General features: G+C 63.4%; 24 protein-coding genes. 22 read left to right on the top strand and 2 right to left on the bottom strand.

Going from position 1 to position 26379, the window contains the following annotated elements; genetic code table 11:
- The first annotated feature begins 46 nt into the window (after positions 1-46).
- Both NKJ20_RS30630 and NKJ20_RS30625 read left to right on the top strand, forming a co-directional pair.
- Positions 47-814, top strand: a complete 768-nt coding sequence (locus NKJ20_RS30630; protein WP_352749201.1) for an aconitase X — start codon at positions 47-49, stop codon at positions 812-814.
- Positions 811-1233 carry an aconitase X swivel domain-containing protein gene (locus tag NKJ20_RS30625; RefSeq protein WP_352708556.1) on the top strand — a complete coding sequence of 141 codons (423 nt, stop codon included), beginning with the start codon at positions 811-813 and terminating at the stop codon, positions 1231-1233. Before NKJ20_RS30630 ends, NKJ20_RS30625 begins: the two co-directional genes overlap by 4 nt.
- On the opposite strand, the gene NKJ20_RS30620 is transcribed toward NKJ20_RS30625, so the two are convergent.
- Positions 1230-1394, bottom strand: a complete 165-nt coding sequence (locus NKJ20_RS30620) for an SIP domain-containing protein (protein WP_352708554.1) — start codon at positions 1392-1394, stop codon at positions 1230-1232. The two genes, NKJ20_RS30625 and NKJ20_RS30620, sit on opposite strands and share 4 nt — an antisense overlap.
- Before the next feature lie 220 nt (positions 1395-1614).
- Complete coding sequence (locus tag NKJ20_RS30615; RefSeq protein WP_352749192.1) at positions 1615-2646, bottom strand: LacI family DNA-binding transcriptional regulator; 1032 nt, start codon at positions 2644-2646, stop codon at positions 1615-1617.
- 373 nt (positions 2647-3019) lie between these two features.
- Between NKJ20_RS30615 and NKJ20_RS30610 the strand changes: the two genes are divergently transcribed.
- The 20 genes from NKJ20_RS30610 to NKJ20_RS30515 all read left to right on the top strand — a co-directional run bounded on the left by NKJ20_RS30610 (position 3020) and on the right by NKJ20_RS30515 (position 26092).
- Entirely contained in the window at positions 3020-4633 is a 1614-nt protein-coding gene (locus NKJ20_RS30610) for an extracellular solute-binding protein (protein WP_352749190.1), read from the top strand.
- 78 nt (positions 4634-4711) lie between these two features.
- The gene (locus NKJ20_RS30605) at positions 4712-5572 is read left to right on the top strand and encodes a carbohydrate ABC transporter permease (RefSeq protein WP_352749187.1); all 861 of its coding nucleotides are present in this window, start codon (positions 4712-4714) and stop codon (positions 5570-5572) included.
- Positions 5569-6528: a carbohydrate ABC transporter permease gene (locus NKJ20_RS30600; protein WP_352749184.1), complete on the top strand. Its 960-nt coding sequence runs from the start codon at positions 5569-5571 to the stop codon at positions 6526-6528. The genes NKJ20_RS30605 and NKJ20_RS30600 overlap by 4 nt, the downstream gene beginning before the upstream one ends.
- Complete coding sequence (locus NKJ20_RS30595; protein ID WP_352505506.1) at positions 6528-7619, top strand: ABC transporter ATP-binding protein; 1092 nt, start codon at positions 6528-6530, stop codon at positions 7617-7619. The genes NKJ20_RS30600 and NKJ20_RS30595 overlap by 1 nt, the downstream gene beginning before the upstream one ends.
- A 1-nt stretch (position 7620) precedes the next feature.
- On the top strand, positions 7621-8682 hold the full coding sequence (locus tag NKJ20_RS30590; protein WP_352749182.1) for an ABC transporter ATP-binding protein: 1062 nt from the start codon (positions 7621-7623) through the stop codon (positions 8680-8682).
- Positions 8683-8732: 50 nt separating this feature from the next.
- The gene (locus tag NKJ20_RS30585; RefSeq protein WP_352749199.1) at positions 8733-9821 is read left to right on the top strand and encodes a Gfo/Idh/MocA family protein; all 1089 of its coding nucleotides are present in this window, start codon (positions 8733-8735) and stop codon (positions 9819-9821) included.
- A 26-nt stretch (positions 9822-9847) separates the two neighbouring features.
- Positions 9848-10762 carry a sugar phosphate isomerase/epimerase family protein gene (locus tag NKJ20_RS30580; RefSeq protein WP_352749179.1) on the top strand — a complete coding sequence of 305 codons (915 nt, stop codon included), beginning with the start codon at positions 9848-9850 and terminating at the stop codon, positions 10760-10762.
- Between the two features lie 37 nt (positions 10763-10799).
- Positions 10800-11741 (top strand): sugar ABC transporter substrate-binding protein, encoded by a 942-nt coding sequence (locus tag NKJ20_RS30575; protein ID WP_023675781.1) that lies wholly within the window; start codon positions 10800-10802, stop codon positions 11739-11741.
- Positions 11742-11802: 61 nt separating this feature from the next.
- Complete coding sequence (locus NKJ20_RS30570; RefSeq protein ID WP_352452735.1) at positions 11803-12807, top strand: ABC transporter permease; 1005 nt, start codon at positions 11803-11805, stop codon at positions 12805-12807.
- Complete coding sequence (locus NKJ20_RS30565; protein WP_352749196.1) at positions 12804-13586, top strand: ATP-binding cassette domain-containing protein; 783 nt, start codon at positions 12804-12806, stop codon at positions 13584-13586. The genes NKJ20_RS30570 and NKJ20_RS30565 overlap by 4 nt, the downstream gene beginning before the upstream one ends.
- 34 nt (positions 13587-13620) lie before the next feature.
- A complete protein-coding gene (locus NKJ20_RS30560; RefSeq protein ID WP_352465285.1) occupies positions 13621-14802 on the top strand; it encodes an aldose 1-epimerase family protein in 1182 nt (393 codons plus the stop codon).
- A gap of 91 nt (positions 14803-14893) precedes the next feature.
- Positions 14894-15982 carry a fatty acid desaturase family protein gene (locus tag NKJ20_RS30555; protein ID WP_352749177.1) on the top strand — a complete coding sequence of 363 codons (1089 nt, stop codon included), beginning with the start codon at positions 14894-14896 and terminating at the stop codon, positions 15980-15982.
- Positions 15983-16026: 44 nt separating this feature from the next.
- Entirely contained in the window at positions 16027-16341 is a 315-nt protein-coding gene (locus NKJ20_RS30550; protein WP_352749175.1) for a MocE family 2Fe-2S type ferredoxin, read from the top strand.
- A gap of 37 nt (positions 16342-16378) precedes the next feature.
- Positions 16379-17179, top strand: a complete 801-nt coding sequence (locus tag NKJ20_RS30545) for a 3-methyl-2-oxobutanoate hydroxymethyltransferase (RefSeq protein ID WP_023675787.1) — start codon at positions 16379-16381, stop codon at positions 17177-17179.
- 226 nt (positions 17180-17405) lie between these two features.
- Positions 17406-18848, top strand: a complete 1443-nt coding sequence (locus NKJ20_RS30540; protein WP_352749173.1) for a DHA2 family efflux MFS transporter permease subunit — start codon at positions 17406-17408, stop codon at positions 18846-18848.
- Positions 18849-19128: 280 nt separating this feature from the next.
- The gene (locus NKJ20_RS30535) at positions 19129-20115 is read left to right on the top strand and encodes an ABC transporter permease (RefSeq protein WP_352749170.1); all 987 of its coding nucleotides are present in this window, start codon (positions 19129-19131) and stop codon (positions 20113-20115) included.
- 59 nt (positions 20116-20174) lie between these two features.
- On the top strand, positions 20175-21200 hold the full coding sequence (locus NKJ20_RS30530; protein WP_352458300.1) for a sugar ABC transporter substrate-binding protein: 1026 nt from the start codon (positions 20175-20177) through the stop codon (positions 21198-21200).
- A 217-nt stretch (positions 21201-21417) separates the two neighbouring features.
- Positions 21418-23541 carry an ABC transporter permease gene (locus NKJ20_RS30525; protein WP_352749168.1) on the top strand — a complete coding sequence of 708 codons (2124 nt, stop codon included), beginning with the start codon at positions 21418-21420 and terminating at the stop codon, positions 23539-23541.
- Positions 23538-24596 (top strand): hypothetical protein, encoded by a 1059-nt coding sequence (locus tag NKJ20_RS30520; protein WP_352749166.1) that lies wholly within the window; start codon positions 23538-23540, stop codon positions 24594-24596. The genes NKJ20_RS30525 and NKJ20_RS30520 overlap by 4 nt, the downstream gene beginning before the upstream one ends.
- A complete protein-coding gene (locus NKJ20_RS30515; RefSeq protein ID WP_352749163.1) occupies positions 24596-26092 on the top strand; it encodes a sugar ABC transporter ATP-binding protein in 1497 nt (498 codons plus the stop codon). The genes NKJ20_RS30520 and NKJ20_RS30515 overlap by 1 nt, the downstream gene beginning before the upstream one ends.
- Positions 26093-26379 lie beyond the last annotated feature (287 nt).

The following is a 26379-nucleotide window of genomic DNA, read 5'->3' as shown; positions in this document are numbered from 1 at the left end:
CCGGGTGTGACGAGATGGATGAAGTCACAGGCGACGGCTATGCCGAATTGCTCGACGACGGCTCGATCGAGATCACATTCGCCTATCACAACGGCGACGAGGCCATCCTCAAGGCAATACGTCAGACTTCTTCAACAGCCTGTTAGAGCCAACCGACGCTCTGTTTGTCGGGGTTGGGCTGATCATCGGGCAAAGGGCTCGCGACCGCATTCCGGTGATATCGGGCCTGCCGCAGCCGCGCGACGAGGACCAATTGAAGGCGCTGGGGGCGGCGGCGGCAACGACGGGTGCCGTGGCGCTGTTTCATGCCGTCGGCATCACGCCGGAGGCGAAGACGCCGGATGAGGCGTTGCACGGCCTGGCGCCGGAGGAAAAAATCCGGATCTCTCGCGCTGACATCCACCATGCGCTGGCCAGGCTGTCGAGCGTCCCCGATGGCGTGCAGCTTGCAGCCGTGTCGTTAGGCACGCCGCATTTCTCCTATGACGAGTGGATGCGCCTGTTGCCGCTGCTGCGCGAAGTCGGTCCAGGCAAGGGTGTCCCAATCTATGTCAACACAGGGCGCGCGACGCTGACGCGGCTGCAGGACGAAGGCGCACTGGCCGGCATGGAAGCCTTCGGCCTCGTTCCGGTCACCGACACCTGCACCTATGTCACGTCGATCCTCGAGCGTCTCGATGGCGTGGTGATGACCAATTCGGGCAAATGGGCGCATTACGCACCTGGCAATATCGGTGTCTCGGTGGCCTTCGGTGACATGGAAGACTGCGTCCGCTCGGCTGCGGCCGGCCGCGTCGTGCGAGGCGCGCCATGAAGACGCCGGCCAGAACCGGTACATTCCACCTTTCCGGCTCGGCACAAGGCCCAGCGCTGGTGCTTTCGCAGGCGCTCAGCTTCTGGGGCGGGATCGACGTCGAAACGGGCGACATCATCGACCATTCGCATCCGGACCTGGGCGGCAATATCGCCGGCAAGATCCTGGTGATGCCGAGCGGGCGAGGGTCGTCGTCCTCGTCTTCGGTTCTGGCCGAAGCGATCCGCAGAGGCACGGCGCCGGCCGGCATTATCCTGGAGCGGCCGGACCCGATCCTTGCCGTCGGCGCCATCGTTGCCGAATTCCTCTACGAAATCAGCATGCCGCTGGTTGTCTGCGACATGTCAGGCATTGTCTCCGGCGACCGGATCGCAATCGGTCTGGGCCAAGATGCGCAAGCGATGGTGAGCAAGCTCTAGCCGGCCATCAGTCCCGCCGTGCCCCGCCGCCAGTAGGCTGCCGCCAGTGTTTCGTTGCGGCCGAGCGCCAGCGTGCCGCGCCAGTGTTCGCGCACCGTCGTGGCGGCTGCCGCTTCGGCCGCGAACCAGCCGAATGCCGAACCGGCCGGCCATGCGACCAACCTTACCCACAGGAGCGAAATGGCATGGTCGGCAGTGATAGCGGGCAGATGCGCTGGTTTCGATCGGGCAGCATGACGGTTATGCTGCCGCTGGCGTGTCTGTCCTTGCGCCGTCTTGCGGGTTCAAGGCGCTGGCCGCCGAGACGGTCGTCGCCGGCGGCGGAGACGAAGGCGCTGTTCGTATTGGACGGCGCATCTATGATCGGCTTCGGCCCTCCTTTCAGATCTCCGGAATGCTTTCCCTGAAGATCACCTGCAGCCTTGGCTGGTGCAATTCGTAAGGCAAGCCCCTGACCGCATGGCTCAAGGTGTTGAGCGCCTCGCGGGCTTCGACGCGCGGGTTCTGGTCGATGACCGCGTCCAGCGTGCCGTCGAGCAGAAGCTCCTTGGTGCCTTCCGTCACCTCATGGCCGAGAAAGACCGTCGACAGCGCGCGCCCGCGCTCCTTGAGTGCGCGGGCGATGCCGGTGTTGCCGGCGCCGACATTGTAGATGGCGGCCAGGTCCGGGTGCCGGTCGAGCAGGGCGGAGGCCTCCGAATAGGCCTTCTCCCGGTCGTCGAGCATCTCGCGCATCTCGACGATCTGCAGATTGGGCGATTCTTCCGCCAGCATGTGGCGGAAGCCCATCTCGCGCTCTTCGTGGCCGCGGTAGGAGAGCGAACCGGCGAACAGCGCGACCTTGCCCGGACGCCCGGCACCCATGAAGCGGTTGAGCAGATAGCCGGCGAGCCGGCCGGCGGCGCGGTTGTCGATGCCGATATAGGCAACCCTCGGCACATGCAGGATGTCGGAAGCGATGGTGACGACCTTGACGCCGCTGGCCGAAAGCGAGCGGATCGCCTCGCGGACCGTCGGATGGTCGAGCGCGATCACACCGACGCCCTGCGTCTGCCCGTGCAGTTCCTGCAGCAGACGCGCAAGCCGGTCCGGATTGAAGCCTTCGATAGTAGCGACACGGACGTCGAGGTCGGGCCGCGCCTGCGCCTGCGCCTCGATCTGGCGGTGCAGCATCTTGATGAAGGAATTGGTGCCGGCGGGCAGGGCGAAATCCAGCCGTATGACCTCGCCAGTAACCGCGTTGAGCGAGCTCGGATTATTCGAATTTTCAGCGATATAGCCAAGCCGCTGTGCCGTTTCGAGCACGACCTCACGGGTGCGCGCCCTGACCCCGGCGCGGTTGTTGAGCACACGGTCGACCGTGGCGGCCGAAACGCCGGCCTCCCGGGCTATGTCTGTCAGGGTGGACCGCACTGTCGATCACCTCATTCCAAAACGCGCCAGGGGCGCATCGAGATCACGCATTTCATGGGTCCACCGTCGGAGAGCGGCTTCATCGCCGTCCGCGATTCTGATGGGAAATGATGTAACCGGCCTTGGCCGATGCGCAAGCCGTTGCGCTACACCAGAGTGCCCAAGCAGACCAAAGCGGGGAGGTGGGCAGCCGGGCTCCCTCAAATTCAAGCACCGGCTTCAGTATGAGAGCCCTTACAAACGCCATTCTTCCCCTCCCGTGAGATGTTATGATGTATTTTGATTATTTATGATGTTGACAGGCTTCGTATAGTGCCGTCAATATCCATCATAAGGGCCGTGGAGGAAACAAGGCCCTGAGGGAGGAGTTCCAATGTCGAATTTGGTCCGCGTGTCGCGGCGCCGTTTGCTGGCGTCCGGTGGAAAGGCGGCAGTCCTTGTTGCCGCCGCAGGTATTGCACCGAAATTCATTCGCCCGAGCCGTGCCTATGCGGCCGATGCCCTGGCGCCCGGCATGATCGGTGGCCCGACGGGTTTCGACGGTTCGGAGCGCTATCAATATGGCGCCGATACGCCGGAGGGCCGCGCCATCGAGGCGGCCAAGGCGATGAAGGGCGCCGGCAAGGCGCCGGCCAAGATCGTACTTGGCCTGTCCGACGGCTCGATCGGCCAGTTGACCCAGCCGTTTCCGGCCGGCGCGCCGTCGATCAAGGATCTCTGGGAGAAGGAAACCGGCATTCCGTTGGAAATCGTCGGTGTGCCAAACGGCCAGGAATTCACCAAGACGATGCAGGACATCTCCACCAAGGGTGGGGCGTATGACATCTACGCGGTCGAATGGAACCGCCTTGGCGACCTCGCCGAAACCGGCGGCATCCTCAAGCTCGACGACTTCGTCGCGCAATACAAGCCGGAATGGGACGATCCCGAGCGCGGCTATGTCGACGGCGCCAAGGGCGTCTCGCTGCTCAATCAGTATCGCGGCTCGACCTATGGCGTGTCACTGGATGGCGACTTCCAGACCTGGGTCTACCGTACCGATCTGTTCGGCGACGCAAACGAGAAGAAGGCCTTCTCCGACAAATACGGTTATGAACTGGCGGCGCCGAAGACGTGGAAGCAGCATGACGAGATCGCGGCCTTCTTTCAGCGCCCGGACAAGGGCCTGTTCGGCTCGACCGATCTGCGCAACCAGGGCTGGGGCTACACCAACTGGTATCAGCGTTATGTCTCAATGGCTTCGCCCAATCAGTTCTTGTTCGACGATGCCGGCAAGCCGCTGATCAATTCTGAGCAAGGTATCGCGGCGACCAGCGAGTACATCGCTTCGCTTTCGCACCATTCGCCGGATGCGATCTCCTGGGGCTGGCCGGAGCAGTACGGCAATTTCGCCAAGGGCGGCGCGGCCATGACCTGCGCCTTCTCCAATCTGCCGAAATTCCTCGACAATGCCGGCAACAAGGATTCAGCTGTCACCGGCAAGATCGGCTCGATGCTGCCGCCCGGCCGCGAAATCGACGGCAAGCTGGTCAGCCGGTCGGTGCTGTGGCTCAATCTGTCGGCGTCGGTGTCCTCGCAAGCCAAGAATCCGGAGGCCTGCTACCTGTTCCTGCAGTGGCTGGGCTCAAGCCGCATCTACGCCTGGATGACTGCCAATCCGGGCGGCTACTTCGATCCGTTCCGGCTATCGGATTTCTCGGATCCGCTGGTTCGCCAGACCTATCACGCCTACCACATGGACGTGGTGCGAGAGACGGTCGCCCGCACCGTGCCCACCATCAACTATCCCGGCGCTACCGCCTTCCACAACGCGCTGGACGAGAACCTCGTCGCCGCGCTGACCAAGGCCAAGACAGCCGAGCAGGCGATGGCCGACACCGAGGCCGAGTGGAAGAAGATTGCCCGCCGCACCGGCGAGGAGAAGCTTCTCGAAGCCATCAAGACCAACAAGGAGGCCTGGCCGACCGTCCTCGATCCGATCGCCTGATCCTTCCAGGATCCTACCAAGAAGGGGAGGAGCGGTCGCTCTTCCCCTCGGCAACGAAGGGCCCAGCAAAGCCGCAAGATGAAGCGTTCAGTTCCTTTCGAGATATTCCGCTATGCCGCGATCCTTGCGGCGATGGCGGTGACGCTGGTGCCGATCCTGTGGATGGCGTCGATGGCGTTCAAGCCGATCGCCGAATGGTCGGCGACCGGCGCCGACCTGACATGGTGGCCGAAGAACCCGACACTCAGCAATTTCCGCTTCGTCTTCGGTGAATCGACCAACAATCTGATCGTCGCCCTCGACCGCACAGCTTTGAAGCCGATCCTGTCGTCGCTGCTGTCGGCCACATTCGGTACGGCAATCGCCATGTCGGCGGGCACCGCGGCGGCCTACGGGCTGTCGCGCTTCGGCTCGGGCCAGAACCTGCCGCTGGCGCTGATCCAGCTTCGCCTGTTTCCGCCGATGGCGGTCATGACCCCGGTGATGATCATGTGGGCCTTCCTCAATTTCACCGACAGCTGGTGGGGGCTGTCGTTGATCTACGGCATCGTCACGCTGCCTTTCGCCTTCTGGCTGATGAAGACCTTCTTCGACGACATGCCGCGCGAGATCGAGGAGGCGGCACTGGTCGAGGGCTGTTCGCGGTGGCGCGTCTTCATCCGCATCACGCTGCCGATGATGCGCGCGCCGCTGGCCAGTGCCGCGCTGTTCGTCTTCATCCTCAACTGGTCGGACTATCTGATTGCGCTGCTTCTGACGACGCGCGAATGGGTGACGGTCCCTGTCTACATGGCCTCGCTGTCCTCCTCGATGACCGGCCAACTCTACGGCGCCAAGGCAGCCCTCGGCCTGATAGCCGCAGTGCCGCCTGTCATCATGGGCATCGCCATCCAGCGCCATCTGGTGCGCGGGCTGACCTTCGGGGCGCTCAAGCAATGAGCGCGGTGACTGCGACGATTTCGGAGGGCGACATGCAAGCCTCCAAAGCGGCGTCGGTGCTGCCGGACGAGGGCGCAAAGCTCGGCTTCCGGCTGACGCTGCCGGCGCAGATCCTGGTGCTGTTCATCGCCGTCTTCCCGCTCCTGATGCAGCTCTACATCAGCCTGACCGACTGGTCGCCGCTGTCGGGCACCGGCTGGTGGAACGCCTGGTCGATGTGGAACAGTTTCGCCAACTACACCGACCTTGCCGCCGATGCGCGCTTCTGGAGTGCGCTGAAGCGCACGGCCATCGTCATGATCGTCTGCGTGCCGGCGGAGTTCCTGCTCGGCTTGGCGCTCGCGACACTGTTTGCCGACGAGTTCCCCGGCAAGCGGATCTTCTACTCGATCCTCTTGATGCCGATGATGGTGGTGCCGGCGGTGGCCGGCTACATGTTCTTCATGCTGTTTCAGTCAGGCGGCCCGGTCAACGACATCCTGTCGGCGATCTCAGGCTTTCCCGTCACCATCGCCTGGCTGTCGGACCCGACGCTGGCGCTCATCGCCGTCATGGTCGCCGATATCTGGCAGTGGACGCCGTTGATGTTCCTGATCCTGCTTGCCGGCCTGGTCGGCGTGCCTGAGGACCAGATCAAGGCGGCGACGCTGCTCGGTGCCAACTCTTGGCAGCGATTCATCACCATCGTGCTGCCGAAGATGAAGACGATCATCATCATCGCGCTGGCGATCAGGGTGATCGAGAACTTCAAGATCTTCGACACGCTCTACATCATGACCGGCGGCGGTCCTGGCGTCGCTACCGAAACCATCTCCGTTTACATCTATAAGCTCACCACCCAGGACCTGATCTGGGGCTATGTGGCGGCAATCGCGCTGGCCATATTGATCGTGCTGTCCATCGCCGCGGTGTTTGCCATGAAACGCATGGCTCGGGTACGCGAGGTGGCGGCCTGATGAGCACCATCCATCTGCAGAACCTGGTCAAGAAATTTGGCGATTTCACCGCGCTGAAGACGATGGACCTGGCCATTGCCGACGGCGAGTTCATGGCGCTGCTGGGGCCGTCCGGCTGCGGCAAGTCGACGACGATGAACATGATCGCCGGCATGGAAGAGCCTACCAGCGGCAAGATCCTGTTCGGCGAGCGCGACATGGCCGGCGTGCCGATGGGGCGGCGCGGCGTCGGCTTCGTCTTCCAGAACTATGCGATCTTCACTCATATGAGCGTGCGGCAGAACCTCGCCTACGGGCCGAAAATGCGCGGCGCACCAAAGGCCGAGATCGGCCGCCGTGTCGGCGCCATTGCCGAGATGCTGCAACTGACGCCGCTGCTCGACCGCAAGGCGGACAGACTGTCGGTCAACATATTGCAGCGGGTGGCGATCGGCCGTTCGGCGATCATGGAGCCGGCGATCTTCCTGCTCGACGAGCCGCTGTCCAATGTCGATGCCGCCTTCCGGGCGGTGATGCGGACCGAATTGAAGCAGTTGCAGCGGCAGTTCCGGCAGACCATGGTCTACGTCACCCACGACCAGCTCGAAGCGATGACCATGGCCGACCGCATCGCGGTGATGGACCACGGCGTGCTGCAGCAGGTCGGCACGCCGCTCGAGGTCTATAACAATCCGGCCAATGTCTTCGTCGCCCGCTTTATCGGCGCGCCGGGCATGAACCTGCTCAAGGGCAGGCCGGCGGAAAGCGACCGTGGTCTGGTCATCGATCTCGGCCCGCTCGGCGTGACACCGCCGCTGCCGGTCGAGATCGCCGATGCCGTACGCAGGATGCGCGGCGAGGTGTTTTATGGCTTTCGACCGGAGCAGGTGACGCTGGCTGAAGGTGGCCGTGGCCTGTCCATGCCGGTGAGTTTCGTCGAGCGGATCGGCGCGCGCACCATCATCCACCTTGGCGACGGCGAGACTGCGGTGAAGGCGGTGTTCGACAATGATGTCGGGCTGGCGATCGGGCAGACAGCTGTCGTCGCGCCGGCGGCGGAGGCGGTGCGCGTCTTCGACGCCGCCACCGGTCTTGCATTGAGAGCAGGTTGAGATGGCCGATATCGTTTTCCATAATGTGACAAAACGCTACGGCAACACGCTGGCCGTCGACGATGCGTCATTCGCGGTCGACGACAACGAGTTCTTCTGCTTCTTCGGGCCGCCGCTGTCGGGCAAGTCGACGATACTGCGTCTGGTGCTCGGGCTGGAAACCCCGGACGCGGGCGAGATCCTGATCGGCGGAAAGCCGGTCAACACGGTGTCGCCGGCCGAGCGCAACGTCGCCATGGTGTTCCAGAATTTGGCGCTGTTTCCGCATATGAGCGCGCGCGACAACATCCGCTTTCCGCTGGTCGAACGCCGGGTCGTCGAAGCCGAGATCGAAAAGCGCGTCGCCGACGTCGCGGCCAAGCTGCATATCGGCCATATCCTGCACAAGCCGCCGGCGCAGCTTTCGGGCGGCGAGCGGCAGCGCGTGGCGATTGCCCGCGCGCTGGTGCGCGACCCGGCCGCCTATCTGATGGATGACCCGATTTCGGCGCTCGACGCCCGGCTGCGCGAGGAGACGCGCGTCGAGCTCAAGCGCATCCAGCGCGAGCTTGGCAAGACGCTGATCTATGTCACGCACGACCAGGAAGAGGCGATGTCGATCGCCGACCGCATGGCCATACTGGAGAACGGCAAGATCAGGCAGATCGGCGCGCCGGCCGAGATCTATGACCGGCCGACCAGCACCTATGTGGCGCGGCTGCTCGGGTCGCCGATGATGAACATATTGAAGTCGGTGCACGGCGCTGAAGGCGTGGAGGCGGCGGAAGGCACGATCCGCATCGCGGACAAGGCTGCGCCGGCCGATGCCGTCGAGATCGGGCTCAGGCCGGAAGACATCAAGGTTAAGGCCTGGTCGGAGGAGGGCGCGGGCCGCCCGGCGCGAGTGTTCGAGGTCGAGCCGCTCGGCGGCTACACCGTGGTGACGCTCGCCGCCGGAAAGACGCGTCTGCGGGCGCTGTTACGCGGCCAGCCGGACGTCAGGCCGGACGCGATGGTGGTGATATCCTGCGAGCCGGGCAGGGTGCATTATTTCGGACAGAGCGGGGGAGCCTTGGCACGATGACGGCGGCTGCAAGGAACGAGCTTCGGGAGGAACATATGGCAAGCCAAGAAATGGTGGGCAACGGCTTCGAGCCGGACGTTAAAGTCCGCACCAGGGAATACAGGATCGGCTGCGTCGGCGCCGGCATGATCATGGCCGAATGTCACCTTGCCGCCTACAAGGAAGCCGGTTTCCCCGTGGTGGCGATTGCCTCGCGGACCAAGGCCAGCGCCGAGAAGGTCGCCAAACGCTGGGATATCCCAACCGTCCACGACACGCCGGAACAGCTCATCGAGGACAAGAACGTCGAGATCATCGACCTTGCCTTTCCACCGGACCAGCAGCCGGCGCTGATCCGCCATGCTCTGAAGCAGGCACATATCAAGGCGATCCTGGCGCAGAAGCCATTGGCGCTGTCCCTTGAAGAGGCCGTCAAACTTCGCGACGAGGCGGCCAAGGCAGGCAAGATCCTCTCGGTCAACCAGAACATGCGTTACGACCAGTCGATGCGCGTCTTGAAGCAGATCATCGATAGCGGCGCGCTCGGCGACATCGTTTTCGCCCAGATCGACATGCATGCGATCCCGCACTGGCAGAGCTTCCTCGAGGACTATGACCGGCTGACGCTCGCCAATATGAGCGTCCACCATCTCGACGTATTGCGCTTCCTGTTCGGCGATCCCCTGGAGATCACCACCCTGACCCGCAAGGACCCGCGCACCCGCTTCGACCATTCGGACGGCATCACCGTGTCGACGATCAAGTTCCCGTCCGGCGTGCTCGCCGTATCGCTGGAGGATGTCTGGTCCGGGCCGCGCCAGGAGGGCTACAAGGACGACCAGCACATCAATTGGCGCGTCGACGGCACCAAGGGCGTCGCCAAGGGTACCATCGGCTGGCCGACTGGCGCTGCCTCGACGCTGACCTATGCCTCGACCGAGACCACCGGTGGTGAATGGGTGACACCCAGCTGGGACACGATGTGGTTCCCGCATGCTTTTATCGGCGTCATGGAGCAGCTCCAGCACGCGGTCAAGACGGGCGAGCCGCCGGCGCTGTCGGTCGCCGACAACGTCAAGACTATGGCGCTGGTCGAAGCCGGCTATCGTTCGATCGACAAGGGCCGGACAGTCAAACTTTCCGAAATATCAACTGACTGAATCACTTACAGGGAGGACTTCACACCATGATGCAGGCAGGTATTTTCACGGGTTATTTCCCGTATGGCCTCAAGGAGACCGCGCAGAAGATCCGTGCGCTCGATTTCAACACCGTGCAGCTCGACCTGCATTTCAGGGATATCGACCTTTCCGCCGGACAGATCACCAAGGACAAGGCCAAGACTGTCCGCGATACGTTCCGCGACCACAATCTGCCGATCTGCTGCGTATCGGGCTACACCAACATCATCCATCCGGATATGGCCGAGCGCGAGAGGCGCGTCGGCTATTTGAAGGAGATCATCCGCAACGCACGCCATTTCGGCACCCCTTACGTGATCTCGGAAACCGGTACCTACAACACCGAGTCCGACTGGGTGCATCACCCGAAGAACAAGACCGAGGAAGGTTTTGAGGAATGCCGCAAGGTCATCGCCGACCTTGCCCAGACCGCCTATGACCACGGCGCGGTCTTCCTGCTCGAGACCTATGTCAACAATGTCGTCGGCTCGGTCGAGGAGACGGTGAGGATGTTCGCGCAGGTCGACCACCCAGGCCTCGGCCTGCTGATGGACCCGACCAACTATTTCGAAACGCACAACATCGACAGGATGGACCAGATCCTGAACCAGGTGTTCGACACGCTGACCGACAAGATCAAGATAGCCCACGCCAAGGACGTCAAACGCTCCGGCGGCGACAAGTCGGAGAAGCACGCCGACATCGGCGACGAGGACGCGCTGGAGAGCCACACTTTCCGCGGCGTCGGCGAGATCGAGCTGCCGGCGCCCGGTCTCGGTTCGCTGAACTACGACCTCTATCTCAAGCGGCTGGCCGAAAAGCACCCGAACATCCCGGTCATCATCGAGCATCTTTCGGAAGACGACGTGCCGCGCGCCAAGAAATTCCTCGACGGGAAATTCCGCGCCAACGGACTGTGATGGCGCGGTTCGGCTACGAAACAAGGGAGGAAGAGAAATGTTGAAATTCGCGTTGAAAATCGCTGCCGCGGCGACCGTTCTCGCCGGTGTGGCGCTGGGTACGCCGGCGCTGGCGCAGGACGCTCAGAAGACGTTCTACCTGCTGTCGCATGGCGGCCCGTCGGATGCCTTCTGGATCGACTGGAATGCCGGCGCCACCAAGGCCTGCGACCAGCTCAAGGTGACCTGCAAGATCTCGTTCAGCGGTGGCGACATGGCGGCGCAGAAGGAGGCCTTCAACTCGGCACTCGCCGCCAAGCCGGACGGCATCGCCACGACCTCGGCGCAGCCCGGCCTGTGGACCGAGGAGGTCAAGGCAGCCAAGGCGGCCGGTATCCCGATCGTGTTCTTCAACACCGACGATCCGGCAACCGGCCGGCAGGCCTATGTCGGCGCCGACCTCAAGGAGGCCGGTGTCATCTGGGCGAAATATCTGGTCGACCACAAGATGGTGAAGCAGGGCGACAAAGTGTTCCTGCCGGTCGAAGTGCCGGGCGCCAGCTACCAGCAGCTCGAGACCGAAGGCATCGCCAGCGTCTTCGATCCGCTCGGCATCAAATATGATGTGGTCGATTGCGGCACCGATCCGGCCGGCATCATCGCCAAGATGACCGACTACATGGTGGCCAACAACCCGCCGGCAATCATAGCGCTCGGCGATTCCGTCGCGGCCAGCGTCAAGCGGGTGTTCGACGGCGCCGGCGTGCCGGCCGGCAAGATCCCGGTCGTCGGCTGGGGCAATTCGAAGGAAACGGCCGAGTCAGTGAAGTCTGGGTTCATCAACGCGGCTGCCTGGCAGTTCCCATCGGCGCAGGGCTTCATGCCGGTGGCGCTGCTCGGGTTGGCCGCCGCTGGCGAACCGATCGGCTACGACATCCACACGTTCAGTCTCTACGACGCCTCGAGCGTCGAACCGATCCTGAAACTCTACAACAAGTGATTGGAACTGACGCTCGCCGCGCAGGCGGCGGGCGTCACCTTGAGATATGGTCGAAACAGTCATGACAATTGCCGCAGAAGAGGAAATGCCGCGTGCCAAACGCAGGTCGAGCCTGATGCGCTCGCCGCAGTTCTCTTCGCTCGTCATCCTGATTGTCCTGCTGGCGGTGTTCGCGATCGCCGACGCCAATTTCCTGTCGCCGCTCAACATCTCCAACATGATGGCGTTCCTGCCCGAGCTCGGCATCATCGCGCTCGGCATGACGCTGCTTCTGACGGCGGGCGAGTTCGACCTTTCGGTCGGTGCCGTGTTCGGGCTGGCGCCGGTCGTCGTCATGCTGCTGGTGCAGAACGGCGGGTTTGATATTGGCGTCGCGCTGCTGGCCGGCCTGCTGCTCTGCATAGCGATCGGTGCGATCAACGGGCTGATCGTCACCAAGATCGGCATCTCGTCCTTCCTGGTGACACTGTCGATGTTGCTCGTCGTGCGTGGGGCAGCGCTTTACATCACCCAAGGCTTTCCGCTGAAATCCTGGGACCAGCCGGGCTTCTTCGTAACGCTGCTGGCCGGCAGCTTCAATATCGGAACGTTCCGTTTCTATACCTCGCTGTGGTGGTTCATCGGCCTGTCGCTACTGGCGATCTATGTGCTGCGCTACGCCAAGCTCGGCAACTGGATCAGTGCTATCGGCTCGAACCGTAACGCTGCCGTGGCGCGTGGTGTGCCGGCCGATGCGGTCAAGATCTGGCTGTTCATCCTGACCTCGGTGCTTGCCGGTCTCGCCGGCATGATCAGCGCCTTTCGCATCTCTGCCGCCTCGCCGGTGGCCGGCACCGGGTACGAGCTCGAAGTGATCGCCATGGTGGTGGTTGGCGGCACCGCGCTGACCGGTGGACGCGGCACCATTTTAGGCACCATCGTCGGCGCGCTGATGCTGCGCAGCATCCGCAACGGCATCGTGCTGATCGGCGTGCCTGGGCTCGCCTACAACATCTTCGTCGGCGTCATCATCCTTGCCATGCTCATCCTGCACGCTTTGCTGCAGAAGAACGCCGCCAGGAGCTGATCATGGAAGTGCTTCGGCTGCAGAATTTGCAAAAGTCCTTCGGCAGCGTCCGCGCCCTGAAGAGCGCCTCCCTCACGCTCAACGAGGGCGAAGTGGTGGCCTTGCTCGGCGACAACGGCGCCGGGAAATCGACGCTGATCAAGGCGATCTCGGGCGTGTTTCCGGTCGATCGCGGCGAGATCTATGTGCGCGGCCAGAAGGTCTCCATCCGCTCGACGCGCGACGCGATGGATCTCGGCATCGAGACCATCCACCAGGACACCTCGCTGGCGCCCGACCTCAGCATCGCGCGCAATCTTTTCCTCGGCCGCGAACCGGTCAATCTCAAATGGCTGGGCGTGTTCGCGCCGCTCGATCTTGCCAAATTGCGCGATGCCGCCTCGGCGCTTTTGAAGCGCGTCGGCATCTCGAAGAAACTCGACGCCGATGCACTGGTCAGCACGCTGTCGGGCGGCGAGCGCCAATCGATCGCCATTTCGCGTGCCATGCAATTTGCCGCCAAGGTCATCATCCTCGACGAGCCGACCAACAATCTCGGCGTCGAGGAAACGCACGGCGTGCTGCGCTTCGTCAAGGAAGTGCGCGACGCCGGTCATTCGGTGCTTTTGATCACCCACAACATCCATCACGTCTTCCAGGTCGCCGATCGCATCATCGTCATGCGCCGCGGCGAGATCGTCGCCGAGCAGACGGTCGCCGATACCGATCTGCTGACCGTGGAAAGCATCATCACCGGTGCCGACATGTCGGCCCTGCTCAAGGAGACGAGAGCGAAGTGAAGGACGGGAGCAAAGTGAAAGAACTGGCCGTCACATGGTAGAGCTTTACGGCAAGACGCTGTCGCGCCGGCAGGTCTCGGAACGCTCGGGCATGCTGTCGCAATTCGCCGGCGTGCGGCTGATGACGCTTGGCGACGGCGTCGAGCGCGGCATCCGCATGCTCGAATTCCGCACCGGCTCCGGCCTGCGCTTCACCGCGCTGGTCGACCGGGCGCTCGATATCGCCGACTGCGACTTCAAAGGCCAGGCGATCGGCTGGCACTCGCCGAGCGGTTTTCGCCATCCCGGCCTGCACGAGTATGAAGGCGAGGAGGGATTGGCGTGGGCGCGGTCGTTTTCCGGCCTTCTGCTGACCTGCGGCCTCGACCATATATTGTTCATGAACGAAGTACCGGCCGATACCTACAACTACCCGCCGAAGAAGACGGTGCGCCATTCGCTGCACGGCCGCGTCAGCACCATTCCGGCGCGGCTGACCGGCTATGGCGAGACCTGGGACGGCGACCGCTGCGTGTTGTGGGCCGAAGGCATCGTCCAGCAATCGACTGTATTCGGCGAAGATCTGCACCTGCTGCGGCGGATCGAGGCCAATGTCGGCGGCAACGAGATCCGGCTTTCGGACCGTGTCGTCAATCACGGTTTCAACCGTACGCCGCATATGTATTTCTACCACATCAATGTCAGCCATCCGGTGCTCGACGAGGGCGCGCGCTACCTGGCGCCGATCCGCGACGTCGTCTGGGCAGGCCATGCCGGCGAGCGCTATGAAGCGCAGAAGGTCGGCTACCGCACGGTGCCGGCGCCGCAACCGGGATTCAAGGAACAGGTCTGGCAGCACGAACTCGGCGCCGACAGCGCCGGCGAAGTCCCGGTGGCGGTGGTCAACGATAGGCTCGGCCTCGGCTTCGAGGTGGTCACGCGCAAGGACCAATTGCCCTGCGCCTATCAATGGCAGAATTTCCAGGCCGGGCAGTACGCGCTTGGGATCGAGCCCTCGACGCATCATGTGCTGGGAAATCTGGCGGCGCGCGAACGCGGCGAGATGATCTGGCTGGAGCATGGCGAGAGCCGCTCCTACAATGCCGTTTTCCGGGTTCTCGACGGCGCCGGCGAGATCGCCGTCGCCGAGAGCCGGATCGCGGCAATCGCCAGGCAGCCGCAGCAGGATTATCCCCAGCCGTCGGGCCATTTTCCTGTTCTTGGAGGCAGGTCGTGATAATGGCGAAGACGATACGGGACACCAGTTGGGAGGCTGGCTCCGGCCGGAGCGGGGAGGGCTCGCGGCAGATCGGGAATCGGAGGTCACAATGGCTGGCACGGTAAAGCGCGATTACAGCCTGGTCGGCGAAAGCACGCGCAGGGCGATCGAGACGGGACTGGCCTCGGCGGAGTGGTACCACACGGATGTCCCTCGCAAGGCGATCAAGGAGCTGATGCAGCGCTCAGACAGCCCGGCGATCCGCGACACGATCATCTGGATCGTCGCCATCCTCGGCTCCGCCGCCGGCGCCATCTATTTCTGGGGCACCTGGTGGTGCGTGCCGTTCTTCTTCGTCTACGGCGTGCTCTACGGCTCCTCCAGCGACTCGCGCTGGCACGAATGCGGCCATGGCACTGCCTTCCGCACGCGCTGGATGAACGATGTCGTCTACCAGATCGCCAGCTTCATGCTGATGCGCAACCCGGTGACCTGGCGCTGGAGCCATGCCCGCCACCACACCGACACCATCATCGTCGGCCGCGACGCCGAGATCGCCGTGATGCGCCCGCCGGACCTTTTGCGTGCGGCGCTGGCTTTCACCGGCATCCTCGATTTTCGCTATTCGCTTCCGGCACTGGTACGCCAGGCGTTCGGCAAGCTGACGCCCGACGAGAAAAGCTACGTTCCCGAGATGGAACAGCACAAGGCCGTCATCGCGGCGCGCTGGCACATCGCCGTCTACATCGCCACGATAGCACTCGCCCTCACCATGCAGTCGTGGGTGCCGGTGGTGCTCATCGGCGTGCCGCGCCTCTACGGCACCTGGCACATGGTGATGACCGGCCTGCTGCAACACATCGGTCTGGCCGACAACGTCGTCGACCACCGGCTCAACACCCGTACCGTGTACATGAACCCGATCAGCCGGTTCATCTACTGGAACATGAACTACCACGTCGAGCACCACATGTTTCCGATGGTGCCCTATCACGCGCTGCCCAGGCTGCATGAATTGATCAAGCACGATCTGCCGGAGCCGAACCCGTCGATATGGCATGCCTATCGCGAGGTCTGGCCTGTCCTGCTCAGGCAGCTCAAATACGAGGATTATTTCCTCAAGCGCGAACTGCCGCCAACGGCGAGGCCCTATCGTGGCGAGTTCCACGAAGTGAACATGTCGGCGGCGGCTGAATAGGCACCGCACCGGCGCCATGCAGAAAATTTCAGGAGAGATATAGAATGGCCGATTGGGTCGAAGCGTGCGCCGTGGACGATGTCGACGAGGAAGACGTCATCCGCTTCGACCATGGCGGCCGCACCTTCGCGATCTACCGTTCGCCGGACGATGAATTCTTCGCCACCGACGGGTTTTGTACGCATGAGAAGGCGCATCTGGCCGACGGGCTTGTCATGGGCGACATCATCGAATGCCCCAAGCACAATGGCCGCTTCAATTATAAGACCGGCCAGGCGAAGGGCGCTCCCGTTTGCGTCAATCTCGCGACCTATCCAGTCAAGGTCGAAGCTGGCAAGGTGATGATCCAGATCGCCTGACCGGCCTTCTGTCACGTAGCAAAGGGAACCAAAATCCATGAGCCGGAAAAGACCGACCGTCGCAGACCTGCGGGCCATGAAGGGCAAGCGGCAGCTGACGATGCTGCGCGTGCTGACGATGGATGAGGCCGAGGCCGCCGAACGCGCCGGCGTCGACATCGTCTCGGTGCCGCCGGAGCTGGTGCTCAATCCGCAATACCGCGATGCGGCACCCAGCCTGTTCACCATGCCGGGCGAGAATTTCTTCGAGATCGGCACCGCCGACGATTTCGTCCGCTGGGCGTTCCGGCTCTACAAGGCCAGCGCCGATGCGGTCTATTGCAGCGCCGGCTATGCCACCATCAAGCGGATGGCCGACGACGCCATTCCGGTAATCGGCCATGTCGGCCTCATCCCGTCACGCGCCACCTGGACCGGCGGCTTCAAGGCTGTCGGCAAGACCGCCGATACCGCCATGCAGGTGTTCGAGGCGGTGAAGCAACTGGAGGCCGCCGGCGCGATCGGCGCCGAGATCGAGGTGGTGCCGGTCGAGGTGGCCAAGGCGATTTCGGAACGCACGTCGCTGATCATGCTGTCGATGGGAGCGGGCACCGGCTGTGACGCGCAGTATCTGTTCGCCGACGACATCCTCGGCCAGAACCGTGGCCACATGCCGCGCCATTCCAAGGTCTATCGCAATTTCGCCGCCGAATACGATCGCCTGCAGGCCGAACGAATCGCTGCCTTCTCCGAATATGTCGCCGATGTGAACAGCCTGGCCTATCCCGAAGACAGGCACGTCGTGCACATGGACCCGGACCAGCTCAGCCTGTTCCTGGAGAAGATCGAAGCCGCATAAGACGCCCCGGCAGCGGCACAAAGCATCATCGCGGATCGTGAAAGGCCGGTTCGGCGCCAGGGCCGGGTCATCGCATGGCCGGCTGCGATGCCACACGAAAGTTTGTTGGACCAGGTCTGGACGGCACCGGCCAGATGCTGTTGAAGCCGGTGCGTCATCGGTTTGCCGGACAATTGTGCGGTTGCCGATGGAGCGGGTGAAAATTCCCCTTCGGACAGTTCTGTGCATGACCGCCATTCCCGAAAACAAAGCCTTGCCCGAAACCGCGCCGGCGGCGCGGCAAGCCCGGCGGGTGGCGCTGATCGTCGCCGTCGCCTTCTTCATGCAGCTTCTGGATTCGACCATCATCTCGACGTCGCTGCCGCAGATGGGAGAATCCTTCGGCGTGCCGGCGGTGGCGATGAGCATCGGCATCACCGTCTATATGCTGACCATGGCGGTGTTCGTGCCGCTGTCCGGCTGGGTTGCCGACCGTTTTGGCGCGCGCAACATCTTCCTCGTGGCGATCGCCCTGTTCACATTGGCCTCGCTCGTTTGCGGCATCTCACAGAACCTGGCCGAGTTCGTCGCCGCACGCGCGGTTCAGGGCCTGGGCAGCGCGCTGATGACGCCGGTCGGCCGCATCCTGGTATTGCGCAACGCGCCGAAATCCGAGCTTCTCAACGCCACGGCGCTGATCACCTGGCCGGCGCTGTTTGCGCCGGTGGTCGGGCCGGTGCTTGGCGGCTTCATCACCACCTATCTCTCCTGGCACTGGAATTTCTTCATCAACATCCCGCTTGGCGTTGCCGGTTTGGCACTGGTCGCCCGCTTCATTCCCGGCGACCGCGAAGCTGGGGCCAAGCCACTCGACTGGCCGGGCTTCCTGCTGACCTCGGTGGGGCTCGCCGCGATGCTCTATGGCCTCGAGCGCATCGCGCATCCGGAAGAGGGTGTGTTGCCGACCGTGGCACTGCTCGGCACGGGCATTTTGGTCGGCTGGCTGGCGGTGCGGCATCTGCAACGCGCCAACCATCCGCTGCTCGACCTCACAGCTTTCAAGGTGCAGACCTTTGCCATCTCGACGCTGTCGGCCGGCACGATCTTCCGCATCGCCATCAACGCCACGCCGTTCCTGCTGCCGCTTTTGTTCCAGGTCGGCTTCGGCCTGAGCCCGGTCGATGCCGGCATGATGATCCTGGCCTATTTCCTCGGCAATCTCGGCATGAAGGCGGTGACGACGCCGACACTGAGGCGCTTCGGCTTCCGTTCGGTGCTGATCGTCAACGGGGTGATCGCCTCTTTATCGATCATGGCCTGCGCGGCGCTTTCGCCGCAGACGCCGCAAGCGTTGGTGGTGGTGCTGATGCTGATCGCCGGCCTTTCGCGCTCGATGCAGTTCACCGCGCTCAACACACTGGCCTTCGCCGATGTGGCCCCACCGCAGCGCAGCTCGGCGGCGACGTTGTCCAGCATGCTGCAGCAGATGGCGATGCTGTTCGGCGTAGCGGTCGCCGCGGCACTGCTCAACCTGTCGCAGATCGCCAGGGGCGCTGCGGCGCTCGATCTCGTCGACTTCCGACTTGCCTTCGTGGCGATCGGCGTAATCGGGCTCGTCGCCTCGTGTCGCTTCCTGGCGTTGCCGAAGGCTGCCGGCGCCGAGGTCTCGGGCCATGTTTTGCGGATTTGACGCAGGAATCCAGCGGCAATCGCGGACATAAATTATGCCTGCTTCGCTCGCTCCGGAGCAAACCTTTGCCGGCGCTTCGATCGGCGCGATCAATTGCAAAACAGCTTGAGTTCCCGGCATTGCGCCAGCCTCGCCAATCGGTGCATCCAAGCGCGGAATTTCCTCGCAAGCCGGCCTGCAATGCGCGGATTCATTTGACGAATTGGTCTTGAGCCGATTAGCTTTCGTTCCGATGGCCGCAGAGGGAGCAGGGCGTAGCCATCGCGGGTGAAAGCGGGCAATGAACGCGACCGGCTGGCTAAACTGGAGAAGCCTTAACCAGGAGGGCGTTGTCTTTGCCATCGCGGTTGTGCTGTTCATTGCCGCCGCCATCGGACTGCCCGGGTTTATCAATTCGAACAATCTCGTTGCCATCGTGCGCTCGGTCTCGGTGCTGGGCATATTGGCGCTCGGCATGGCGGTCGTCATCATCGGCAGGGGCATCGACCTGTCGGCGGTGGCGATCATGGCGATGTCGGTCGCGTGGTATCTGCAACTGCTGAATTCGGGGATGCCCGACGGGCTGGCCTTCGCCTATGTGCTCGCCGGTGTTCTCGCCATCGGGCTGTTGAACGGAATCCTGGTCGCCTACGCCGAGGTCCCGGCGATCTTCGTGACGCTGGCGACCGCATCCTTCGTCTTCGGCTATGTGCGTTCACAACTGATCACGCAGGACGCCGTGCCGGTGCCGCCCGGCCATTGGGTCGAGCTTCTGGGCGGGCTGCGTTTCCTCGACATCCCGGTCGAGGTGTTTGTCTTCGCCGGGCTGGCTTTCGCCTTCTTCCTGTTCCTGCGCTACACCAAATGGGGCCGCTACGTCTATTTCGCCGGTGACAACCCGGTCGCCGCGCGCAACATCGGCATTCCAGTGCGCCCGATGCTGGTGCTGCGCTACGTGCTGTCGGCCCTGGTCTCGCTGGTGGCCGGCCTGCTCACCGCCGCCAGCCTGCATTCGATCAACACCCGCATCGTCAATTCCACGCTGCTCTACGACATCGTGCTGGTGGCGGTGATCGGCGGCATCGGTCTGTCGGGCGGGCGGGGCGGGGTGCGCAACGTGCTGGTGGGTGCCGCGCTGATTGGCATCCTGCTCAACGCGATGACCATCATCGACATTCCGCTGCTCTATCAGAACCTGATCAAGGCCGCGATCCTGCTGGCGGCGATCATCGTCGATGGGTTCATCAATCCGCGCGACGAGCAGACCGCGCAGCAAGGCGATATTTAGACTGACGCGAACGGTTGGGGCCGGCCGCGAACGACAACGACCAAACCAGAGGATGTGACATGAAAATCATCAGGACGTTTATGGCTGCCGCGGCAGCGCTTGCCGCCTCCGCATTCGTGGCGCCAGGCTTCGCGGCCGAAGATCCGGGTCCGGGCGCCTATTCGCAAGCACTCAAGGGCAAGCGCGTGATGCTGGTCCCGATGGCGATGGGCTTCGACCTGGCACAGGGCTGGGCGCATTACCTGAAGACGGAGGTCGAGGCCTGGGGCGGCGTGTTCGAGACGCGTGACCCGAACTGGGTGGTCGATGCCGGCGCGCAGGCGATAACCGACGCGATCTCGTCGGACGCCAGGCCGGACGTGCTGATCATCCACTCGCCCGACCTCAACTCCTATGCCAAGCTGATGAAGAAGGCGCAGGCGGCCGGCACCTATGTGCTTTTGGTCGACAATCCGGCGAACTTCCCGGCCGATGCCTTTGTCGGCAGCGACTGGGATCGCCTCGGCCAGCTGGAAGCCGAAGCGGCGATCAAGGGTTGTGGGCCGAACTCGTCCAAGAAGATCGGGCTGGTGCAGGGCGACCAGGCCAACTCATCGAGCCTCTACCAGTATGCCGGCATCATGAAGGTGCTGGACAAGAACCCCGACTTCAAGGTCGTGGCCAAGCCGGACTCCAACTGGGATGCGACGACCTCGCGCAACGTGACGACGACGATGCTGCAGCAGAACCCCGACATCTGCGCCATCATCGATTTCTGGGACGGCGACGCGACCGGCGCATCGGCTGCGATCCGCGATGCCAAGCTCGAAGGCAAAGTCTTTCTGGTCACCACCGGCGGTGGCGAAAAGACCGCCGACTGCGACAAGCTGCAGGACGGCACCTATGGTGCGGTGGTGATGACCGACCTTGCCCGCCAGTCGGGCGACATGAACGCCGTCATCAAGTTCCTGCTGCAGAGCGGCCAGCCGGCCGGCACCTCGCACACCTACATCTATACGCTGGAGAAGGCGACAACCAAGGCCGACCTCAAGCCAGACAGCTGCTGGGACTTGAAAGCACTGCAAGCCCAAGCTGCGGCCAAGTAGGCCGGCTTTCCTGAGCTTCGCGCTGCCCCTCATCCGCCTGCCGGCACCTTCTCCCCGTATAGTGACGGGGAGAAGGGATACGCTCCAACGCTGGCGACCCCCTCTCCCCGTCTCTATACAGGGAGAGGGTAAGGGAGAGGGGCAACGCAAACCTGAGGCGATTGTTCTGCGGATAGCCCGGCCCCTTTTTCCTTTTTCTCTCGAATAGCAGCAACCGATGTCCTTTCGCGAACGCCTTCAATCCTGGCGCTACAATCTCGTGCCCGACCACCTCGTCGGCGAGATCCTAAGCAAACGCTGGACCGACAACGCCATTCCTTTCCTGGCGCTGGTGGCGACGCTCGGCGTGTTCGGTTCGATCATCCCCGGCTTCTTCAAGCCGATGTCGCTGCAGGAATCGACCCGCCAGCTCGGCGAGTTCTCGCTGGTCGTCACCGGCATGACGGTGGTCATGCTGGGCGGCGGCATCGACCTTTCGGTCGGCTCGATCTTCGCGCTGTCCTGTTTTTCCGCCGTGTTCGTCTTCTTCATCCTCGAACAGTCGGTGTGGCTGGCGCTGGCCGCCTCGATCGTCACCGGCCTGCTGTTCGGCGCGATCAATGGCTATCTGATCGGCTATTTCCGCCTGCGCGCTTTCCTGACGACACTGGTCACCTTCATTTTCGGGCGGGCGCTGTTCGACATACTGGTCACCACCTATGCCGCCGACGTCCAGCTTTCCGATGCCACATCGGATGTGCTGGACTTCATCGGCGACGATACCTTCTGGGGCCTGTCGGTTGCGGTGTGGGCGGCGATTATCCTGGCCATCATTACCCACGTCGCGCTGACGCGCTCGCGGCCCGGCTGGCACGTGCAGGCGGTAGGCGGGTCGCGGCGCTCGGCCCACAATGCCGGCATCCGCGTGCGCCGCACCGTGTTCATGACTTATGTGTTCTCCGGCTTCTGCGCCTCGCTCGGCGGCTTTCTCATCGCCTGCCGGCTGAGCGGGGCAGGGCCGGGAACCGGCCTCAACCTCGAGGTCATGGCGTTGACGGCGGCGGTCGTCGGCGGCGTCAGCCTGGGCGGCGGCCGCGGTTCGGTGATCAAGGGGCTGATGGGCGCGATCATCGTGCTGACGATGACCAACGGGCTGATCCGGCTGGGCTATGGCACCGGCACCAACCAGATGGTGCTGGGCATCATGCTGGCCGTCGCCGTCACCATCGACATTCGCTGGCTGAAGAACCGCCACAAGGTTCTGGACGAGGTCTATGTCGCACCGGTCTACCTGAAGATGGGGGCAACGCAGTCGGCGGCACCGGGTTCGGGCACCCCTTACGAACTCGACAACCGATTGTCGGAGGCCGACCATATCGGGCTCGGCGAGCTGGAAGGGCCGGAAGACGTCATCCTCGACCGCGACGACCATCTCTATTGCGGCACCAGGCATGGCGAGATCGTCCGCTTCTTCGCGCCGGACTACAAACGCTCGGAGGTCTTTGCCCATATTGGCGGCTTTCCGCTCGGCCTGGCCTTCGACAAGACAGGCAATCTGATCAGCTGCGTTGGCGCGATGGGGCTTTATTCGGTCTCGCCGCAGCGCGAGGTGAAGCGGCTTTCGGCGGAAACGTCGCGCTCCTGGACTTCGATCGTCGACGATGCGCGGCTGCGCGACCCCAATGATTGCGACATCGCGCCGGACGGCCGCATCTACTTCACCGATTCCACCAAGCGCTATGACGCGCACGACTGGGCGCTGGATTCGATCGAGAACCGCGCCACCGGGCGGCTGCTTGTCTATGATCCGAAGGACGGTTCGACCAAGACATTGCTCGGCGGCTACCGCTATACCAACGGCGTGTGCATGGCGCATGACGGCAAGTCGCTGTTTTTTGCCGAAAGCTGGGCCTGCCGCGTGCATCGCTATTGGCTGGTGGGGCCGAAAGCAGGCACCGCCGAATGCGTCATCCGCGACATGCCGGGCTACCCCGACAACATCAACCGAGCGTCAGACGGCAATTACTGGATGGCCTGGCTCGGCATGCGCACGCCGAGCTTCGACCTGTCGCTGCGCCATCCCGACATGCGCAAGCGCATGACGCGCCGGCTGCCGCAGGACGAATGGCTGTTCCCCAACATCAACACCGGCGGTGTGGTAAAATTCAACGAGAAGGGCGGCATCGTCGAGGCGATGGGCGACCTGTCGGGCGCCGCGCATCCGATGGTCACCTCGATGCGCGAGCACAAGGGTTTTCTGTTCGTCGGCGGTATTCTCAACAACCGCATCGGCCGCTACAGTATTGCCGGGGCCGACCCGAACTGGACCAGCCCCGCTTCCTACTGGGGTGCCAAGCCATGATGCTGGACCCGATCCTCGACATCTTCCGCGGCAAGGCAGTGACCATCCCGCCGCTCGACGGTGCGTTCAGGCCGAACACGCTGCTGGACGATGTTGCGGCCTTCGCCGAACTGCCCGAGCCCGACAATCTGCTGGTCGCCGACGGCCGGCTGCTGGCGTCCAGCGGCAATGCCCTCTACGCGCTCGCCGCCGGTGGCGCGCCTGTTCTGGTCGAGACATTTCCGGCCGCCGTCACCGCGCTCGCGCGCTCGCCCGCCGGCGAACTGACGGTCGGGCTCGAAAGCGGCAGGCTGCTGATTGCAGGCAAGGAGGCCGCCCTGCCGGCCGAGATCCGCTGCATAACAGCACTCGCCTACGCGGAAGACGGCACGCTTTGGCTGGCCAATGGCTCGGCCGAACACGCGCCGTCGGAATGGGCCGCCGATCTGATGAAGAAGGGTGCGTCGGGTTCGCTGTGGAAGCGCGATCCGGCAGGCAGCGAATTCCGCAAGCTCGCCGGTGACATCGCCTTTCCCTATGGGCTGCATCCAACCGGCAAGGACGTGCTGGTCGGCGAGAGCTGGCGGCACCAACTCGTCTGCTTCGACGGCGCGACAGGCAGCCGCTCGACGGTGCTGGCGCATCTGCCCGGCTATCCCGCGCGGCTGTCGCCCGCCGCCGATGGCGGTGCCTGGCTGGCGCTGTTTGCGCCCCGCAACCGTCTGATCGAATTCGTGCTGCAGGAAACGCACTATCGGAACGACATGCTGGCGCAAGTGTCGCCGCAACACTGGATCGCGCCGGCGCTCGCCTCCAACCGCAGCTTCCTCGAGCCGCTGCAATGCGGCGGCATCCGCACTATGGGCATCCACAAGCCGTGGTCGCCGAGCCGCTCTTACGGGCTGGTGGTCAGGCTCGATCGGGAGATGCGGCCGCAATTCAGCCTGCACAGCCGCGCCAACGGCACGCGCCACGGCATCTGCAGCGTGGCGGAGACAGACGGTCGCCTGTTCATTGCCTCGAAAGGCGGCGATTGCCTGCTGGCCATCGATCTGACTTCAGGAGGGCATCGCTGATGGAACCGATCGTCCGCCTGGAGAACGTGACCAAGACCTATCGCGGTGTTCCCGCGGTGAAGAATGTCAGCTTCGAGCTGCGCAAGGGCGAGATCCACGCGCTGCTCGGCGAGAATGGTGCTGGAAAATCGACGCTGACCAAGATCATCGCCGGCGTTGTCGACGCGACATCGGGAACGATGTTCCACAAGGGTCAGGAGATCGCCTACGCCTCGCCGCATGCGGCACTTGAAGCCGGCATCGCCATGGTGTTCCAGGAAACCAGCCTGGTGCCGTCGATGACGGTGGCGCAGAACCTCTACCTCGGCACGGAGCGCTTTCTCAACCGGCTGCGCGGCACCTATATCTCGGCGCAGCAGTTCCTGCAGTCGCTGAATTTTCCCGTCGACCCCAATGCCATGGTGGCGACGCTGGGCGCCGCCAAGCGGCAGATGGTCGAGATCGCGCGCGCCGTCCACCACAATGCCGAGATCATCATCTTCGACGAGCCGACGGCGACGCTGACGCCAGAGGAAAAGCGGCACTTCTTCGCGCTGATCCGCCGGCTTAAGGCAAGGGGCGTGTCGATCGTCTTCATCAGCCATGCGCTCGAGGAGGCGCTTGATATGGCCGACCGCATCACCATCCTGCGCGACGGCGAGCTGGTGATCACCGACGATACCGCCGCCTTCGATCGCGACAGGATCGTCGCGGCGATGGTCGGACGGACGCTGTCGGGACAGCTCTACAGCCAGCGCGACGAGGCCAGGCTGCGTAGGGCCGGCAGGAAGGTGCTGTCGGTACAGGACATCTCGATGAGCAATGTCGTGCGCAACAATTCCTTCTCGATCTTCGAGGGCCAGATCACCGGCGTGTTCGGGCTGATCGGCTCGGGCCGCACCGAGACGTTCAAGATCGTCTCCGGCATCTACAAGCGCGACTTCCTGCGCGGCGGCAGCATTGAACTGCACGACCGGCCGGTGCGCTATCTCGTCCCCAGCGAGGCGGTGGCGGACGGCATCGTCTATGTCACCGAAGACCGCAAGAGCGAGGGGATTTTCGAGACGATGGACGTCGCCGAGAACCTGTTCGGCGGCTTCCTGGCGGCAGGGCGGGAAAAGGGCTGGGTGATCAATGCGCAGGAGATGCGGGCGCTGTCGGCCGAATGGACCAGGACGCTGAACGTCAAGGCGATCAACGACAATGCCCGCGTGGTCGAGCTTTCCGGCGGCAACCAGCAGAAGGTGGTGATCGGCAAGGGGCTGGTGCAGAAGCCGCGCATCGTCATCTTCGACGAGCCGACGCGCGGCGTCGATGTCGGCGCCATTGCCGAAATCCACCAGATCATCAACCGGCTGGCCGATGAAGGCCTCGCAGTCGTCGTCATCTCGTCCTACCTGCCGGAGATCATGAACCTGTCCGACCGCATCCTGGTCTGCCGGCAAGGCCGCATCGTCGAGGAATTCTCGCCAGCCGAGGCCACGGAGGAGAAGATCATGTACGCGGCGGTGCATTAGGTTCCCGGGCGCGGAAGGTTGACATTTGGGTGGTTTTTGCGCCGGCGGATCGTACACTTTGGAGATTGGCCGAGGCGCCCGTCGTTTCGTCATCCTGGGGCGAAGCAAGGAGCGAAGCGACGCGGCGCAGACCCCAGGATCCATGCCGCTACATCAGAGCGCTGCTGCGGTGCAGAATTCTGTTTCGCTGCGTTCTTCGGCTAAGGTCACGGCATGATGGGGTGGACGGCGCCCGACGGCATCGGATGTGCCAGAATGAGTTCGTTGAGATCTCAAACAAGGGAGCC

The sequence above is a fragment of the Mesorhizobium sp. M0185 genome (assembly GCF_040322175.1).
Classification (GTDB): Bacteria; Pseudomonadota; Alphaproteobacteria; order Rhizobiales; family Rhizobiaceae; genus Mesorhizobium.
The sequence above is the reverse complement of the archived record's forward strand: the minus strand, read 5'-3'. Positions and strand labels throughout refer to the sequence as shown.